Source organism: Schaalia canis (assembly GCF_003858455.1).
In the GTDB taxonomy this organism is placed as follows: domain Bacteria; phylum Actinomycetota; class Actinomycetes; order Actinomycetales; family Actinomycetaceae; genus Pauljensenia; species Pauljensenia canis.
Window position 1 is genome coordinate 198,770 of sequence record NZ_RQZF01000002.1, and the last position, 16,706, is coordinate 215,475.

The following is a 16,706-nucleotide window of genomic DNA, read 5'->3' on the forward strand; positions in this document are numbered from 1 at the left end:
TTGGCGTTGAGGTGAGGCCAGCGAGATTGTGATTTCCCTGCGCCCACCGCCTGATTTCACACTAATGTTGACAATGACGGTTCGTTCCTAGCCTTTATTGGAGGAAACCATGGCAGAGAAGCAGTCAATTTTCGGCCGAGTAGCACAGTTGGCGAAGGCCAATATCAATGCGCTTCTTGATCGCGCCGAAGACCCTCAGAAGATGCTGGATCAGTTGATCCGCGACTACACCAACTCCATCGTTGAGGCTCAGAATGCGATAGCCCAGACCGTTGGTGATCTGCGTCTGGCTGAGAAGGATTACGAAGAGGACGTTGCCACTGCGGCTGATTGGGGTCGCAAGGCTCAGGCGGCTTCTGATAAGGCTGAGCAGCTCCGCGCTGCAGGTGATGCTGCTGGCGCTGACAAGTGGGATGGACTCGCCCGCGTCGCTCTGGGTAAGCAGCTTCAGTATGAGCGGGAGGCCGCTGATGCTAAGCCTCGTATTGAGGCTCAAAATGCCATGGCTGACAAGTTAAAGACCGGCCTTGCCACCATGAAGGACAAGCTTGAACAGCTCAAGTCCAAGCGTGACGAGCTGGTTGCTCGTCAGCGTAGCGCGGAGGCTCAGACGAAGCTCAATGACGCGATCGGTTCGATCAATGTTCTGGATCCAACCTCAGAGTTGGCTCGTTTTGAAGATCGTGTGCGTCGCACTGAGGCGATGGCTCAGGGACAGGCCGAGATTGCCGCGGCTTCCCTTGAGGATCAGTTTGCTGAGCTTGAGGCGGACGAGGTCGATATTGACCTTGAGGCAAGATTTGCTGCGCTGAAGGCGAAGAACTGAGCTTCACTACTTTTCCCTGCAGAGGGGCGATCAGACTCGACTGAGTCTGATCGCCCCCTGTTGTTTGTCTAAGTCCTTCATCGAATCTCGCGTGCAACCCAGCCCCACGGGCTAGGGTTATCAGTATGGAAACTACTTATCTGGTAATCGATGGCGAAAATATTGATGCCACGTTAGGCTTGTCTGTCCTTGACCGTCGTCCGAATCCTGAGGAGCGTCCTCGCTGGGATCGGGTTCTTCAAGCAGCTTCTGAGCAGTGGGGCGAGCAGGCTCGCGGTCTGTTCTTCCTGAATGGTTCCAATGGTTACCTTCCGATGGGCTTTGTGCAGGCCCTCAATGCCATGGACTACCGGGCTATTCCCCTGTCGGGTCCTGCGGACATGAAGGTCGTTGACCTTGGTATTCAAAAGACCCTGGAAGCGATCAGCGAGATTGAAGGAGCCTCGGTCATTCTCGCAAGCCATGACGGCGATTTTGTTCCTCAGATTCAAGAGCTTTTGTCGCAGGGTCGCAGGGTGGGTGTCCTGTGTTTCCGCGAGTTCCTCTCCACTCAGCTCCAGGAGCTGATTGAGGAAGGCCTTGAGGTGATTGACCTCGAGTACGATGTGCATGCCTTCCAGGTCACTTTGCCTCGTATTCGCATTATTGACGTCGAGGACTTCAACCCCTTCGAGTTCCTGTAAGCCGCAACGCTGCATAACAATCCCCCCTTGGTTGCTGCAGGTGCTACGCGCACCATCTGCAGCAGCCAAGGGGATTTTTCTACCTGAGGGACTGCCCCGTCCGTGGGAGGGTTGTTGCCGTTTCTGGAGGTTATGCAGTGCGCAAATGACAACGCGGTGGGCGCCACCTCACCATCTGAGGTAGGCGTTGAGTCGCGAAGCATGTGGCTCATGGCCGATTACAGCTCCACTCATCTGCTTGCCTGCCCAGGCACAGCGGCGCCGCCAGCGGGAATGCTGGCGGCGCCGGAGTTGGAATCAGGTGCGCTTACTTGACGTCCTCATCAACCCAGTCGAAGGTGCGGGTGACTGCCTTCTTCCACAGGCGGTAGGTGCGGTCAACCTCGGCCTGATCCATTGCCGGGGTCCAACGCTTTCCTTCTTGCCAGTTGGCGATGACATCTTCCGTGCCCGACCAGAAGCCAACGGCGATACCTGCAGCGTATGCGGCACCGAGTGCGGTGGTCTCAATGACCTTGGGACGAACAACGTCCACACCACACAGGTCAGCTTGGAATTGCATGACGAGATCATCGTGAGTCATGCCGCCGTCAACCTTGAGTTCGGTCAGTGGAACACCCGAGTCGGCATTCATGGCGTCCAGCACTTCACGCGATTGGAAGGCGGTGGATTCTTCCACGGCACGAGCGATGTGGCCCTTGTTGACGTAGCGTGTCAGGCCCACGATGGCGCCACGGGCATCGTCACGCCAGTAGGGAGCGAACAGGCCAGAGAAGGCGGGGACGAAGTAGACGCCGCCGTTATCTTCAACAGTCTCTGCAAGCTTACGCACGTCGGAGGACTTTTCGATCATGCCGAGGTTGTCGCGCAGCCACTGGACCAGAGAGCCCGCGACGGCAATCGAGCCTTCGAGAGCGTAGACGGCTGCCTCTTCACCGATCTTGTAGCACACGGTGGTGAGCAGACCGTTCTCAGAGAACACTGGCTCGGTACCGGTGTTCATCAGCATGAAGCAGCCGGTGCCGTAGGTGTTCTTTGCCATGCCCTTGGAGAAGCAGGCCTGCCCGAAGGTTGCGGCCTGCTGATCGCCCAGGATTGCTGACACGGGGGTGTCAATGAGCAGGGAGTTAGGTGCGCCGTATCCGTAGACCTCTGCCGAGGACTTGATAGCGGGGAGCATTGACATGGGGATGCCCATGTCGGCGCAGATGTCTTCACGCCACTGCAGGGTGCGCAGGTCCATGAGCATGGTGCGTGAGGCGTTGGTGACATCAGTGACGTGCACGCCTCCGTTGACGCCGCCGGTCAGGTTCCATACCACCCACGAGTCGGTGTTACCGAAGAGCAGGTCGCCAGCTTCTGCTTTTTCGCGCGCGCCCTCGACATTGTCGAGGATCCACTTGACCTTGGGGCCAGAGAAGTAGGTTGCCAGGGGAAGGCCGCAGATGTCGCGGTAGCGATCCATACCCTTATCGCCTGCGAGCTCACGGGTGATGGCTGCGGTGCGGGTATCCTGCCACACGATGGCGTTGTAGACGGGTTCGCCGGTGGTCTTGTCCCAGACGACAGTGGTCTCACGCTGGTTGGTGATGCCAACGGCTGCTAGGGAGTGGCGGTTGATGTCAGCCTTGTGGAGGGCATCAGCGACGACAGCGCGGACTGATTCCCAGATTTCCTTGGGGTCGTGTTCGACCCAACCGGGGTTGGGGAAGATTTGGGTGAATTCTTGCTGGCCAATGGAGACGATCTCGCCAGCGTGGTTGAAGATAATGGCGCGAGATGATGTTGTTCCCTGGTCAATAGCCATCACGAATTTTTGATCAGACATGTGTTGTCCTCTCACTTTCTTCAGGGGGTGGGATGTCGAGTGTGTTCAGTGTTTCGGGATGCTGCGCCACTGCAGCATCCCGAAACAGTGATTGATCAGGCAAGTCCACTGCCGAAGGCAAGGACAGTACCAAGGACGGCGCCGATGAGGGGGCCGACGACCGGAACCCAGGAGTACGCCCAGTCAGAGTCGCCCTTGCCCTTAATGGGCAGTACGAAGTGGGCGATACGTGGGCCAAGGTCACGGGCGGGGTTGATGGCGTAGCCGGTGGGGCCACCCAGGGAGTTACCGATCACCACAATGATGATGGCAACGCCAAGTGGTCCAAGCGCTGATTCGGTGTAGCCAGAGACGTAGATCCAGAGAATCAGCATGGCGGTGCCGACGATTTCTGTCACGAGGTTCCAGCCGTAGTTGCGAATTGCGGGGCCGGTGGAGAAGACGGCGAGCTTGGTTGCGGGGTCACAGTCCTCGTCAAAGTGGGTTTTGTAGGTGAGCCACATAACCACGGCGCCAACGAAGGCTCCAAGGAATTGTGCGAGGACGTAGATCGCGATATTCATGCCGGTAACGGGAACCCCTGCAGAGAGTTCCACTTCCGGGTTAATGATGTTGCCGACGACCTTCGCCAGCGTCACTGCAGGGTTAAGGTGACCGCCCGTGGCGTAGGCGACGTAGACGCCAGCAAAGACGGCAAAACCCCAGCCGAAGTTAATGAGCAGCCAGCCGCCGCCGTTGCCTTTGGTCTTGGGTAAGATTGCGGCAGCGACGACGCCACCGCCTAGAAGGAGGAGGACTGCTGTCCCCAAAAACTCGGACATAAAGATCTGTCCGCCACTCAGCGGGGGTGTTAGCCCGGAGGAAAAGAGTGCTGCAAACACTGTACTTGTACCTTTCTTCGGAGCTCCGTTGCACCGGATTAGGACGATAGTCGCAGAGTGTTGCGACTTCATTGCAATTATCACAGTGTCCGCACAAAAATTCGCTTCACCTGAACGGCTGTGCATGAGAGACTAGTGTTTGTGACCATCCGTGACGAACAGGCTCATGAAGCCGCCTCAATGTACTACCTCCAAGGCCACACGATGGAAAACATCGCACACCACCTTGGGATCTCCAGATCGTCGATCTCTCGACTCCTGGCTCACGCCCGCGAGACCGGCCTCGTCCGCATTTCCGTGGCCGCAGCGCCCGGCACTCGCGGCACGCTAGCTGGCCAAATCTCTGAGATCTTTGGGGTGCGCACCTCCGTCGTCCCCGTCCGCGAGGTTGACACCGAAGTCAACCGCCTCCACAACGTCGCCCTCGTTGCTGCAGAACGCCTCGTTGAACTCATGGAGCCCGGCGCAACCCTCGGAGTCGCCTGGGGTAACACCACCTCGGAGGTCACCCGCAACCTTCCTCGCGTCCACTTCCCCGGATCAACAGTCGTTCAACTCAACGGTGCCGTCAACGCCGCCAAATCGGGCCTCCCCTACGCGGACTCCATCATGTCCCAGGCCGCCCAAGCCTTCGGCTCACGCACCGTGCAGTTCCCTGTCCCCGCATTCTTCGACTACCCGGACACGCGTGACGCTATGTGGCGAGAACGCTCGATCCGCTCCGTCCTCGACACGATCGACCGCGCTGATGTCGCTCTCTTTGGCGTGGGATCATTAACAGGCACTCTGCCCTCACACGTCTACTCATCGGGCTACCTTGACCCCCAGGAAATCGCTGAGGCTCAAGCTGATGGCGTCGTTGGGGACGTCTGCACCGTTCTCATTCGAGAGGACGGCACCACCGATCTTCCTCTCAATAAACGAGCCTCGGGCCCCACTCCAGAAACACTTCAAAAGATTCCCCGACGGCTCCTCGTCGTCTCAGGCACCGGAAAAGCTCTGCCTCTGCTGGGAGCACTTCGCGCCAAGGTCGCTACCGACCTTGTTCTTGATGATGCGGCCGCCCGCGCGCTTATGGACCTCGTGCGTCAGCGCGCACACCACGCCAAAGCTCAACAGGCGCGCAGCAGAATCGCAAAGTAGCGATAAAATCTACTCGACATAGGGACACTCCCGCGTTCGCACACCGCGCGAACGCAATGGGCTGGGTCAGAACCGACACTGTTCTGACCCAGCCCATATGTTGTGACGCTCAGGCGTCAAGATCACGTCCCAAAAGCTCGACAAGAGCATCAAGGGAATCACTTGCGGCGTCATCTTCACAGCTGAGGACAACCTCATCGCCGTGCCCAACTCCAAGAGCCATCACTTCAATAACGCTGGCGGCATCAGCTTCTTCATCCCCATAAGTCAGGGTGACATCGAAACCGGTGTCATCAACAGCCTGAGCGAAGATCGCGGCAGGGCGGGCATGCAGGCCCACAGCGGAAGCAACAGTTGCAGTACGGGAAACCATTATTCTCCTTGGTTTTTCGGTCTCCCCCTGTCCGCGCGTATTCGAAACTGCGAATACGCGCGGACAGCGCACGCCGACTCTTTCAGGTGTGTTAGGCGAAACGCGCCGTTGCTACCTTCACACCCGCCATTGACGGGTGAGAGTCGGTGATGGAGACATCGGAGACTTGCCCGTTCTTGGTGAAGACCACCGGAGTGATGGGGGTGCGCCCACCGGCACGGATTGCCGCCACATCAACGGAAATAATGGGCTGGCCAACCGTCACCTTCGCGCCGCTTTCAACGAGGGCGGTGAAGCCTTCTCCCTTGAGTTCAACGGTTTCCAAACCGATATGAACCAGGATTTCAGCCCCATCATCGCCAACAACTGCGAAAGCGTGCAAGGTCTTGAAGATCTTGCGCAGCGTTCCCGAGATCGGGGAGCACACATTCACGACGCTAGCCCCCTCTTCAGGAATCACGGCGAATCCGTCCCCGAGCATACGCTGAGCGAAAACGGGATCTGGCACCTCAGTGACAGGAACAACCTGCCCAGCAAAGGGTGACGCGACGACAATCTTCTTCTTACCAAGACCGAACATGTCTATTCCTCAGGTAGTTCCTGTTGGTTCACACATCCTGTTCGCCCAGCAGTGTGACACTGCTGTCGGAAAGGATCCGAGCCACTTCGTCGTAGACGAACTGGACCTGTGGGCCAACAATCACCTGAACCGTCTTCTGGGACGGACGGATCACACCGGCAACGCCAGCGCGCTTAATCTCCGCTTCCTTGACACCCAGGTGGTCCTTGACCGCTACACGCAGGCGGGTAGCGCAATAGTCAACCGATTCAACGTTTTCTACACCGCCTAGACCAGCAAGGATAGTCGACGCAACGTCATTCATCTCGGCATTGCCAGAAAGAGTGGCACCCTCGTCACTGTCATCGCCACGACCAGGGGTCTTGAGGTTGAGCAGACCAATGAGGAAGTAGAAGACGAGGAAGTAAACCACTGCGTAGACAAGGCCCAGAACAAGCAGCATGTACCACTGGTTAGCCATGGGGTTCTGGGAAGAGAGCAGCATGTCGACAAAGCCTGCTGAGAATCCAAAGCCTGCGGTCCATCCCATAGAAGCGGCGATAAAGACCGAGATACCGGTGAGGATTGCGTGCACAATGTAGAGCAGGGGCGCAACGAACATGAAGGCGAATTCCAGAGGCTCGGTCACGCCGGTGAAGAAGGAAGCCAGAGCGCCAGCCATCATGAGGGAGCCAACAATCTTCTTGCGGGGGTTGTCCGCGCGCAGGTACATAGCCAGAGCGGCAGCGGGCAGACCGAACATCATGACGGGGAAGAAACCAGCCTGGTAGCGGCCAACAACACCTTGAACGGTGCACACGCCGTCAGCCCACAGGCCGGGGCAGGATGCGGCATCTGTTGCAGCGGCAGCAGCTTCGATGGTGCCGGCGCCACCAAGGAACTTGCCAATGTCATCGATACCGACAACGTCGAACCAGAAGATCGAGTTGAGAGCGTGATGCAGACCGGTGGGGATCAGCAAGCGGTTGAAGAAGGCGTAGATACCTGCGCCAAGAGCACCCATCCCCTGAATGAGCTGACCGAAGTTGAACAGCACGCTATAGAGGATTGGCCACACGAAGTAAAGCACCAGTGCTAGAAGCATCGAGAAGAAGGTGATGAGGATCGGGACCAAGCGGCGTCCGGAGAAGAAGGCGAGGAAGTCGGGAAGCTTCACGGCATGGAAACGGTTGTACGTCCAAGCAGCCAACAGACCAACGAGGATGCCGAAAAGCACATTCTTGGGGCCAACAGCACCCCAACCTTGTGCGGTCCATGCCAGCAGTTCGTCACCGCCTGCTTCTTTCAGCGCAGCCAGGTCAACCCCCTGGTATCCAGCCACAGACTTTTCGTTGATGAGGAAGGTGACAGTGGTAAAGCCGAGGAAACCGGAAAGGGCAGCAGCGCCGTTGGAATCCTTAGCAAGACCAAAAGCGAGGGCGATGGCGAAGATGTAGCCAAGGTTATCGAGGACAGCTGCACCGGCTTTGATGAGGATAGCGGCGATTACGCTGTTGCCGCCCCAGCCGTCGGGGTCAATCCAATAGCCGATGCCCATGAGGATGGCAGCGACGGGCATGACTGCCACCGCTCCCATCAGGCCTTTACCGAACCTTTGCAGGCTCGTCATGATCCTATCTTTCACTTCTCTAACTCCTTTGTTGAGTGATGGAATTGTGTTGAAGATCGTAGATCCATCCGTGGAGAAACACCGCCAGAAAAGCAGTCTCTCCTAGTCTCTGCTCAGAGGAGATCCCTCCTCGGATCAGGGCGCCTGAAGTGTTACTGCTGTGCGCGGGCGCCTCGCCAAGCAGAGTCAAAATAATCCATTCAGCATGCGTCCACTCATCGTGCAGGTCGCGCGCAATGGACCGAGGAACGCTGAAGAGTCGTGCACGGCCAGTCTCGATACGATCCACGAGGGCAACAAGAGCGGCACTCAAGTCTTCGCGCAGGGATCGTGGGCATTCTGCTACTTTGAGTCGCGCAAGAGCTTGATCGATCACGCCCGCAAGTGCATTGGCCCTGCTTAACGGGCGCTTGACTGATTCACCGGAGCGTGCAGCGTTGAGGTGAAGAGTGATGAAGGCAGCCTCGTCAAGGGGAAGCTCAACACCAACGCGCGTATTGATGTGATGCAGAACGAGTTCGGCTACCTCAAACTCTGCGGGGAAGAAGGCGCGGATTTCAGGCAGGAGGTTGTTCTGAATGACCTGCCCATCGCGGAAACGTTCGACAGCGAAGGCAAGATGGTCGGTGAGAAGCAGATAAATCGACGGATGCAGATGGCCAAGGGTTTTCGTTGCCAGTTCTACACCTTCAGAGATCGCGCTCAGGAGCTCAGGATCGAGACCGTTCAAAAGGGTGAGGTAGTGGATCTTGTCAGGTTCAATAGCAACGTATTGCTGCTGGACGATTGCGGGGTCAATCGGATCGTCCACCTTGCGGTTAAATCCGATGCCGGTGCCAACAAGAACAGATAATCCTGATTCTGAGCGCACAACAACCGCGTTATTGTTCAGGACATGGGTGACCCGGTATTCGGGGTCAGCACCAGGCGCGCGGTCGTACACAGGAGGCTCCTCGTTGAGCTAGGGCGGGAAAATCCGCTTCTCTCCAGTGATGCCTGCCGAACAGTGACACCCAGAGCGGTATTACTGAGGAAATTATGACACAGGACTCTGCCGTGTCAATAACCTTCAACAAACACATGTTATCAAGACATCAACCACCCTTTGGTCATTTTCTGTTCGCACCCCCTGCACATCTGCCCGAAAAGGCCACAAAATCCCTGAAGTGACTAAAATCAACCCCAACCAATCCCAGGGAATCTCCCTCACGCGCGACCGCACACCCCGCCGATATTTCTGCGACGCAGCGAAATATCCACCTTCTCGCTCACCCCACACGCGATGACCTCATCTGTCTTGGCCAAGGAGTCTGGTCATGTTGCCCTCACGCCCCCGCCCTATCCTTCCAATCACCCTCGGTGCTCTCCTAGCGCTCATCCTCCCCTTCTTCCTCCTCACCCCCAATGCCACTGCCGCCCCCGTACCCGCCGAAGTCAGTTTCGACTTCATCGCAGGAGCCCCAAGTGACGCCATTCGCGGCGCCACCGACCGCCCCGTCCCCACCCACTGGGATCGCGAAGAATCCGCACTGCCACAATCCCCTGGCGACATTGACCTCCTCCACTCAAATAACAGGCTCTACAGCTACCCCATGATCGACATCAGCCCCGAGAGCCAGGGCCCCGGCAAACCCATCAAAGTCACCTTCTTCTATCAAAAGGGCACCTCCTACAACACCTACTACCAGAAATACACAGCCCTGTCCCAAACCGATGGGCGCGCCCTCCCTGCCTCGCTCAGTGCCGGATGGCCCACCACGAAGGAAGAACGCCCCTCCTTCCCTCAGCCTGTCGGTGCACGCGTGGCCGACCCTGACGGTACTGGCACTTGGGTGCTCCAACGCTGGCGTCCAGACGTTAACGCCACCCGCACGCTCAATTCACGGGGCACCTTCGTATTCGTCTCGGAGTGGAGCTACGAGGCTACCCCCGCCCACACCGTCACCTACTCTTTCACGCAGCCCGACGGTTCGCCCCTACCCGCCACCCCAGATTTAGCGGCGTTGTTACCGGTGTCGGTCCTCCATGGACACTCCCTCACTCTTGGGATCAGCCCCGCAGAGACCTTCCCCCTGAACGTCGGCGGCGTTGAACGCACTTACGTCATCACCCGCATTGAGGGCGTACCTACCGGCCCGGTCACCTCCAACGTGACGGTCACAATCAGCGCCACACCACGCACTTACACCCACACCTACACGGGCGAAGCCTTCTCCGCCGCCGCACGCCCGCTGCCGCCCTCGTTAGCCACGGTCGGCCCACCCACCCACGAGGCTAGCCCTACCTTCCCTCTGGCGGCCGGTGCCACCAGCCCTGACCCCTCCGGCGAGGGCGTATGGACTTTGATGGAGTGGCGCTCAGAGTCACCGACGCTCTCTCCTGATGGGCTCACCCAAACCGAAGGCCATAGTGCCGTATGGGACTACCGCAAGTGGGAGACATACAACGTGTCTTACGTGCTGCGCACACCCGACGCCTCGGCCGCCATCACAGCCCCCACCACTGGCGGAACGCCTCTGCCGACGTATGTGCAGGAAAATTCCACCCTCACCCTGCCGATCAGCGTTGGAGATACCTTCACCGTCAACGGCGCCGACGCTCCGCTGTATGTGCTCCAGTCCATTGAAGGAGCACCAACTGGCCCGGTGAGCCAAGCCCCAACCATCACCCTGGTGGCGAAAGAACGCACGCACATCCATCGCTTCAGCGTTGAAGCCGTTGGCACTGATAGACCCCTACCTGCCGAGGTTGTCACCACCTACCCGGATTATGAGGGTCTGCCTGTTGTCTACCCGCAGGTCACCCCCACTAAGGTCAAGGTGCCTGACGGGGAGTGGATCTCTCAAGGGTGGAGCGAAAGCGGCACAAGCCTGTCAGCCGATGGCCTGATCGAGACACACGCCCATGTGCTGCGTTGGAAGTTCAAGCAGATCTTTGATGTGGTAAACCCGCAGCCGCCATTTGCGACATCGGCAGAACTACTTGATGCGCATCCTGAGCTTGGCGCGCCCGGTGCCCCGCTTAGCCTGGTGACTCAAGGCTTGCCATTCACACTGGATGCGCGGGGATTCACCCCCTTGTCGATGGTTGACATTTACAGCTACTCAACACCGCGTCTACTGGGCACGGTTACCGCTGATGCTCAAGGCCGCGTGTCCACCAGCATCTCTATTCCTGTTGACCTCAGCCCCGGGATTCACTTCCTTACCCTCAGGGAACGCGGCAGTGCAAAGCCTCAGGCGATCCTCAAGCTGAATATACTCAGGGCACCCGTACCGCCAGGGGGCGGGCAGACCCCCGGCGGACAGACGCCTGGCGGACAGACGCCAGGGGGCACTCCTGCTCCTGGCACCTCTCCCACAGTCAAGCCTCCTGCTGTCACCCAGCCCACTGTCACGCGCCCTGCTGCCACTCCATCCACTGCCATTCCTCCAGCACAGACTCCCCAGGCGACGATTCGACCTAAGCCTCGTCTTGCTCAAACTGGGGCAGGTGAAAATGGCCAGTCCGTGGCTGTTTTGCTCCTCATGTCGGGCCTGACGCTGGCGGCTGCTGCATCACTACCTGTCCTGTCTCGCCGCTAACTTCCGATAGGAGGATTCTCTTCCCTTTCGGCCACACTGCTGTGGGGCGCCACGACACCTGTGTCACATGTGGCGCCCCACAGTGCGAGGAGGGGAAAGTCCCGGTTGAAAAACGGTATCCTCATCATCATGTCTACGGCTCCGGTGCGCGTCATTATTATTACGGGACCATCTGGTTCTGGTAAGTCTTCTCTGGCTCGTCGTTGTGGTCTACGCTCTGTCCGCTTGGACGACTTCTATCACACCTTTGACACCCCGAATATGCCGATGGTCGACGAACACCTCATTGACTGGGATGATGTTCGGTCATGGAATAAAGAAGCCGCAATTGAAGCCTTGATTGAGCTGTGCACAACGGGCCAAACTGACACACCCGACTATGACATTCCCACAAGTTCCGTCATTGGCAGCCGTCATCTTGAGCTTGATCCATCGGAGACAGTCATTGTTGCCGAGGGGATTTTCGCCGCTCATTGCGTACCCGCGTTGAAAGAGCGTGGCCTTCTTGCTGACGCGATCTGCATTGCCCGCAATCCGTGGCGTAATGCCTACTTCCGGTTTATCAGGGACATTAAAAAGAACCGCAAGTCCGTGCCCGTACTCATTCGGCGCGGCCTGTATTTGACCAAGCGCGAGCCGGGGCAGATTCGCGAGTGGACTGCTCTGGGCTGCCGTCCAGTACCTTCCCTTGAGGCTGCCGTCGAAGCAGTAAAGATGGCGGCCACTGCAGCGGCAGCTCAGGCAGACTGAACCTTCACTATCGGAGTCCAACGCTATGGCAACAGCCAATACAGCAGCGCCTCACATCAGCATTGAGCTGATGCGGCAGAGGTTAGGGAATTCGCCAGCATCTAGCAAATCGCCGAGCACACAAACGACGCGATAGTGCACGCGGCAGCGCTTCGCCGATGTCCGAGCTGAACCGTCCTGGGTTTTGTTCCGTGGTGAAACCTGAAAGGATGGTTCTTGTGCCGAAGCAATTTGATGTGGAGTTTAAGCAGCGCGCTGTTCGTTTGGTGAATGATCGTCTGGCTGCTGATAAGACGATGTCGTTAACCAAGGCGATTGGTGTGATTGCCAAGAAGCTCGGGGTTGCTTACGAGACTGTACGCCGGTGGTATCACGACCCGGCGTTGAATCAAGACCATGAGGATGGCCCGCTTGCCGAGGAAGTGAAGCGTTTGCGTCGTGAGAATGCTGAGCTGCGCCAGGTCAATGAACTGCTCAAGGCTGCCTCGGCTTTTTTCGCCTCCGAACCAGGCCCCCGAGCCAGGAAATGATCGCGTTCATCGATGAGTATCGTGATCGTTTCGGGGCACGTATTCATCTGCACTACGCTGGCTCACCACCGTCAAGGTGGGTTCATGACCGCCCGTGGATACCGCGCTGCGAAGAAGCGTGTGCCTTCACAGCGTTCTTTGCGGGACTGTGAATTGCTCCCCGTCATGATCGACATTCACCGCGAAAACTATGGCGTGTATGGGGTGCGTAAGATGTGGCACGCCATGGAACGCGTGGGCCATGATATTGGCCGCGGCCAGGTTGCTCGGTTAATGAAAATCGCTGGTCTTTATGGTGTTATCCGGGGTCGAAAGCCGATCACCACTAGAGGCGCTACAACGCCAGATATGCGTCCTGACTTGGTTCAGCGCAACTTCCGTGCCCCAGGGCCGAACCGGTTGTGGGTTGCTGACATGATCCTGTGTGCGCACCAAGTCTGGGTTCGTGTACACAGCGTTCGTCACTGACGTGTACTCCAGGAAGATTGTGGGCTGGGCTACCAAGAGCCGCCTCACCACCGAGGCCCTACCCTTAGACCTGACTCGTGCAACTTTAGTGACCCAGGAGGGTGAGTAGTTCTTGGGTTTGGGGGTCGATTTGGGGGTAAGCAGTGTGTTGTTGCCCGTTGGGTAGGGTGATGTCGATTTCTTGCAGATCGATGAGTTTTTTGACCAGCTTTGGGGCTGTGATTCCTGTTTCCTGGTAGAGGTGTCGGGCGAGGGTCAGAGCTGCGGTGACAACGGTGAGGTGGGCTTGGATAGCGTCTTTGGTGTGGTGGAAGATGGGCCGGGCTTTGAGGTCGTGTTTGCTCATGCGGAAGGACTGCTCTACGTGCCATAGCTCGTGGTAGTAGGCAATAATCTGCCTACCGTCACTGACGTGTGCGGGGATATTAGTAACGTAGCCTTTGAGTCCAACTAGGCGTTGGGCGTGCTCAAAGGCTTTGTCATCAAAGGTCATACCCATGCGCCCCTGGGACACGAAGCGAGGCTTACGTGCGGGCTTGGCCCCTTCGATGGCGTCCATGGCTCGACGTTGTTGCGCGTTGAGGGTTCTATTGTCACGCGCTGCACGCTTGCTGGAGTAAGCCCATATTGCTCTCCATGATTTTTGCCCTACCTGTCTGCTATCGCCCTGGTCAAGGCTTGGCTGTTGTGTTCTGGGGTTGGGGATGGGGTGGTCAATAATTTGCCCATCAACCATGTAATCCCCATGCTGGTCCCAGTACTGTTCGAGGTCGTGGGGTGCTCGGCTTTGGCGGGCACCGACGATGAATAATAGCCCTGCCTCGTCCAGGGCTTTGAGGTTTCCCACGCTGAGCATGCCTGCGTCAGCTACCACCACGAAATCATGCAGACCGTGGCGGTCTTGGAAGCGTTTGATGATGGAGATGAGGGTGTGGGTTTCGGCTTTGTTACCTTCGAAGGCTTCCACCTCTAAAGGGTTTCCCGCGCGGTCAACGAGTAGGCCAACAATGATTTGGGGGTCAACCCGACGTTCCTTGGAGTAGCCCACGCGGCGAAAGCCTTTATTTGCCTCCCAATCCTCATCCTCACGCTCAGCCTCGAAATACAGGGTCGTCACGTCATAAAGCACAAGGGACAGATCTCCATGACGGCTAGCGTGAGTAAAGCAAGCCTGGGCGAGGGTGTCGCGGTAAGCTCGCTGAGCGCAACGCTTAAGGGAGTTAAACAGCGTTCGACGGCTGACATGCTCAATTCCTAAACGCTCAAGGACATTGACAGTGGCTTCCTTCGAGCATGGTTCAATCAAACGAGCCAACACCATCTGCTTAAACGCCTCATCGCCCAGGACGTCAAAACCAATATCCACATAGGCTTTATCCAACACGCTCCACAACAGGGCGGAGCGTTTGCCTCCCACACGCAAAGCGCTCCTAGCATGGCGCCGTTTGGGCTCCAAATCTAAAGTTGTTTGGCCGGGGTGGAGTTCATCATGAGCTGCCTGCATCAACACAGTCAGCTCAACCTCATTGTGAGCAGAGCCGACATGCTTAAGCACAACGTTCTTGCGCCCCTGCTTTTCCACGATCTGCACAGCAGTCGCACCAGAAGCAGTTCTCACACGACGAATAAACGGGGCCACACCCCCATTCTAGACACCCATTTAGTGACCCACTCACACAGCGCGAACCGCAGAATATCAACAAAAACCAGGACTCCAACCCCAAAACCGCCACCACTTGCACGAGTCAGGTTAGAGGCGCTCAATCATGCGATTGCAACCACCAAAGGAAGCCTGAAAGATCTGGTGCATCATAGTGATCATGGCAGCCAATACGTTTCCATTGCTTACCATGAGCGATTGCGTGATGCGGGTATCGATGAATCCACTGGCAGCGTGGGAGACTCCTACGATTAACGCCTTGGCTGAGACTGTCAATGGCCTGTATAAGAGTGAATTGATTTACTCTCAGACCTGGGAAGGATTAGCCGAAGTTGAGTGGGCTACCCTATGCTGGGTGCACTGGTGGAACACCACCGGCCTACATTCAGAATTGGGATACCGCACCCCACAAAAAACAGAAGACCACTACTGGCACACCCACCGTGCCAACACACCCAATTTACGAGTCACTGCCTAGGAACAAAACCCAGGACGGTTCACCCAAACTCGTTGACAAGCTGATTGACCTCCAAGAAATCGACATCACCCCCCACACCCAAGAACTACTCACTCTCCTGGGGCACTAAAGTTGCACGAGTCAGGTTCAATCGTCCCGGCATGCAGAACGGGCACCCGAAAGCAATGAACGATCGCGACGAAGATCTACTCGCCACAACCATCGAATTTGGATGCATGAACAGCTGCAACCGTTGAGCAGACCTCGAAATAGGAAGATCCGGACCCGTCTTCCGCCGCCGATTGAGTGGAGCCTGAAAATGTCACGACCCTTGTTTCATGCAAAGGGCACCGGCAACAGTCTCTAGAAATTGCACATGCCCATTAATATCCTGCTCAATATTAAAATTTCTTTCAGCATAGAGCCTTGTCGAGCCCTTACAAGAATAGCCATAGACTGCGCCGCAAGAATATACCGAAAAGGCAGAGGGCGATCGATGCACAACGTCCTTCGAGCATGTTTCCGAAAGCTGAGAGCACATGATACTTACCGAAGAAGAGGCCGCGCGCACAGCCTCTAAAACCTCAGGTCTTGGATTCTTAAATTTCCCCGCACGCCCATTAGAAATAAACACGACCTCGGGCCGCACTATATCAACTAACGCACTAACGATGTCACGATTTCGCGACGATGAAGCTGCTATGCGCCCCCCATGATGGGGCAACATTAGATATCGCGTCGCATGCTCTATTAATTTGTCATCAATAAACGAAGTACAAGCATTTTCATCCACATCTCCAGGCAGAAGAAGAAGTGGCTCTCCTCCTGCCATGACTTGCACAATAACGCTAGCAGAATTTGTTGTAATCTTCCGCCCAGACCTCCCCTTAGCACCAGGGCCAAGAAAAGCGATGCTGGGACGCGGGCCAACAAACTTGATCTTGAATAAGCCTCCGGAACCCACATCAACACTGTGACGGTACTGCGGCTTTAGAATAGTTACTTTATCACCCGACTGCTGAAGATCGTCGAGGTGAAACAGAAGATCCCCCCAGATACGTGTCCCCTTAGCAGCATCAGCTGCACAATGAACCTCTCCCACAACAATTCGAGGGTCATTTTGCGCCAGTATAGACAACAGCCCCCCAATATGATCACTATCCGCATGAGAGAGAATTACTGCATCAATCCTCTGAATCTTCTCTTCCCTCAGATATTCCAGAACTTTTCCCGGCGCACCTGTATCTACAAGAATTACATGCTCACCATCGCGAACCACAACACAAGAGCCATGACCAACATCAAGTATGTCGACATACTGCTGAGAACACATG

At 56.8% G+C, this 16,706-nt stretch carries 16 protein-coding genes; 8 read left to right on the forward strand and 8 right to left on the reverse strand.

Features of this window, described 5'->3' with window-relative positions; all coding sequences use genetic code 11:
* Positions 1-109: 109 nt before the first annotated feature.
* Together EII11_RS03305 and EII11_RS03310 are read left to right on the forward strand one after the other, a co-directional pair.
* Positions 110-826 carry a PspA/IM30 family protein gene (locus EII11_RS03305; RefSeq protein WP_124868585.1) on the forward strand — a complete coding sequence of 239 codons (717 nt, stop codon included), beginning with the start codon at positions 110-112 and terminating at the stop codon, positions 824-826.
* A 125-nt stretch (positions 827-951) separates the two neighbouring features.
* A complete protein-coding gene (locus tag EII11_RS03310; protein WP_124868587.1) occupies positions 952-1,509 on the forward strand; it encodes an NYN domain-containing protein in 558 nt (185 codons plus the stop codon).
* Positions 1,510-1,816: 307 nt separating this feature from the next.
* Here EII11_RS03310 and glpK read toward each other — a convergent pair whose 3' ends face one another.
* Together glpK and EII11_RS03320 are read right to left on the reverse strand one after the other, a co-directional pair.
* Positions 1,817-3,337 (reverse strand): glycerol kinase GlpK, encoded by a 1,521-nt coding sequence (gene glpK, locus EII11_RS03315; RefSeq protein WP_124868589.1) that lies wholly within the window; start codon positions 3,335-3,337, stop codon positions 1,817-1,819.
* Between the two features lie 95 nt (positions 3,338-3,432).
* A complete protein-coding gene (locus EII11_RS03320) occupies positions 3,433-4,158 on the reverse strand; it encodes an MIP/aquaporin family protein (RefSeq protein ID WP_124868946.1) in 726 nt (241 codons plus the stop codon).
* 201 nt (positions 4,159-4,359) lie between these two features.
* Between EII11_RS03320 and EII11_RS03325 the strand changes: the two genes are divergently transcribed.
* On the forward strand, positions 4,360-5,361 hold the full coding sequence (locus tag EII11_RS03325) for a sugar-binding transcriptional regulator (RefSeq protein ID WP_420820439.1): 1,002 nt from the start codon (positions 4,360-4,362) through the stop codon (positions 5,359-5,361).
* A gap of 109 nt (positions 5,362-5,470) precedes the next feature.
* Here the strand turns inward: EII11_RS03325 and EII11_RS03330 are convergent, their stop codons facing one another.
* The 4 genes from EII11_RS03330 to EII11_RS03345 all read right to left on the reverse strand — a co-directional run bounded on the left by EII11_RS03330 (position 5,471) and on the right by EII11_RS03345 (position 8,866).
* A complete protein-coding gene (locus EII11_RS03330) occupies positions 5,471-5,734 on the reverse strand; it encodes an HPr family phosphocarrier protein (RefSeq protein WP_124868591.1) in 264 nt (87 codons plus the stop codon).
* Positions 5,735-5,825: 91 nt separating this feature from the next.
* Positions 5,826-6,314 (reverse strand): PTS sugar transporter subunit IIA, encoded by a 489-nt coding sequence (locus EII11_RS03335; RefSeq protein ID WP_124868593.1) that lies wholly within the window; start codon positions 6,312-6,314, stop codon positions 5,826-5,828.
* A 28-nt stretch (positions 6,315-6,342) separates the two neighbouring features.
* Positions 6,343-7,923, reverse strand: coding sequence for an N-acetylglucosamine-specific PTS transporter subunit IIBC (gene nagE, locus EII11_RS03340; protein WP_124868595.1), 1,581 nt, complete (start codon positions 7,921-7,923; stop codon positions 6,343-6,345).
* A gap of 19 nt (positions 7,924-7,942) precedes the next feature.
* Positions 7,943-8,866 (reverse strand): PRD domain-containing protein, encoded by a 924-nt coding sequence (locus EII11_RS03345; RefSeq protein WP_124868597.1) that lies wholly within the window; start codon positions 8,864-8,866, stop codon positions 7,943-7,945.
* A 373-nt stretch (positions 8,867-9,239) separates the two neighbouring features.
* On the opposite strand from EII11_RS03345, the gene EII11_RS03350 reads away from it, so the two are divergent.
* The 4 genes from EII11_RS03350 (at position 9,240) to EII11_RS03365 (ending at position 13,255) form a co-directional block, all read left to right on the forward strand.
* On the forward strand, positions 9,240-11,507 hold the full coding sequence (locus EII11_RS03350) for a hypothetical protein (RefSeq protein WP_124868599.1): 2,268 nt from the start codon (positions 9,240-9,242) through the stop codon (positions 11,505-11,507).
* A gap of 129 nt (positions 11,508-11,636) precedes the next feature.
* Positions 11,637-12,257 (forward strand): uridine kinase family protein, encoded by a 621-nt coding sequence (locus tag EII11_RS03355; protein WP_165867043.1) that lies wholly within the window; start codon positions 11,637-11,639, stop codon positions 12,255-12,257.
* Between the two features lie 218 nt (positions 12,258-12,475).
* Entirely contained in the window at positions 12,476-12,787 is a 312-nt protein-coding gene (locus tag EII11_RS03360) for a transposase (protein WP_124868603.1), read from the forward strand.
* Between the two features lie 84 nt (positions 12,788-12,871).
* Positions 12,872-13,255: an IS3 family transposase gene (locus tag EII11_RS03365; protein ID WP_165867044.1), complete on the forward strand. Its 384-nt coding sequence runs from the start codon at positions 12,872-12,874 to the stop codon at positions 13,253-13,255.
* An 85-nt stretch (positions 13,256-13,340) separates the two neighbouring features.
* Here EII11_RS03365 and EII11_RS03370 read toward each other — a convergent pair whose 3' ends face one another.
* Positions 13,341-14,894 (reverse strand): IS1634 family transposase, encoded by a 1,554-nt coding sequence (locus EII11_RS03370; RefSeq protein ID WP_124868607.1) that lies wholly within the window; start codon positions 14,892-14,894, stop codon positions 13,341-13,343.
* 181 nt (positions 14,895-15,075) lie between these two features.
* Here EII11_RS03370 and EII11_RS03375 point away from each other — a divergent pair, with 181 nt between their 5' ends.
* Entirely contained in the window at positions 15,076-15,393 is a 318-nt protein-coding gene (locus tag EII11_RS03375) for an integrase core domain-containing protein (protein WP_124868609.1), read from the forward strand.
* Between the two features lie 301 nt (positions 15,394-15,694).
* Here EII11_RS03375 and EII11_RS03380 read toward each other — a convergent pair whose 3' ends face one another.
* Positions 15,695-16,705, reverse strand: coding sequence for a ComEC/Rec2 family competence protein (locus tag EII11_RS03380; RefSeq protein ID WP_124868611.1), 1,011 nt, complete (start codon positions 16,703-16,705; stop codon positions 15,695-15,697).
* Position 16,706 lies beyond the last annotated feature (1 nt).

Coding starts and splice junctions, on each gene's coding strand:
- glpK (WP_124868589.1), bottom strand. CDS start 3,337: ATGTCTGATCAAAAATTCGTGATGGCTATTGACCAGGGAACAACATCA.
- EII11_RS03320 (WP_124868946.1), bottom strand. CDS start 4,158: ATGTCCGAGTTTTTGGGGACAGCAGTCCTCCTCCTTCTAGGCGGTGGC.
- nagE (WP_124868595.1), bottom strand. CDS start 7,923: ATGACGAGCCTGCAAAGGTTCGGTAAAGGCCTGATGGGAGCGGTGGCA.
- EII11_RS03335 (WP_124868593.1), bottom strand. CDS start 6,314: ATGTTCGGTCTTGGTAAGAAGAAGATTGTCGTCGCGTCACCCTTTGCT.
- EII11_RS03365 (WP_165867044.1), top strand. CDS start 12,872: ATGACCGCCCGTGGATACCGCGCTGCGAAGAAGCGTGTGCCTTCACAG.
- EII11_RS03330 (WP_124868591.1), bottom strand. CDS start 5,734: ATGGTTTCCCGTACTGCAACTGTTGCTTCCGCTGTGGGCCTGCATGCC.
- EII11_RS03305 (WP_124868585.1), top strand. CDS start 110: ATGGCAGAGAAGCAGTCAATTTTCGGCCGAGTAGCACAGTTGGCGAAG.
- EII11_RS03355 (WP_165867043.1), top strand. CDS start 11,637: ATGTCTACGGCTCCGGTGCGCGTCATTATTATTACGGGACCATCTGGT.
- EII11_RS03380 (WP_124868611.1), bottom strand. CDS start 16,705: ATGTGTTCTCAGCAGTATGTCGACATACTTGATGTTGGTCATGGCTCT.
- EII11_RS03375 (WP_124868609.1), top strand. CDS start 15,076: ATGGCAGCCAATACGTTTCCATTGCTTACCATGAGCGATTGCGTGATG.
- EII11_RS03310 (WP_124868587.1), top strand. CDS start 952: ATGGAAACTACTTATCTGGTAATCGATGGCGAAAATATTGATGCCACG.
- EII11_RS03350 (WP_124868599.1), top strand. CDS start 9,240: ATGTTGCCCTCACGCCCCCGCCCTATCCTTCCAATCACCCTCGGTGCT.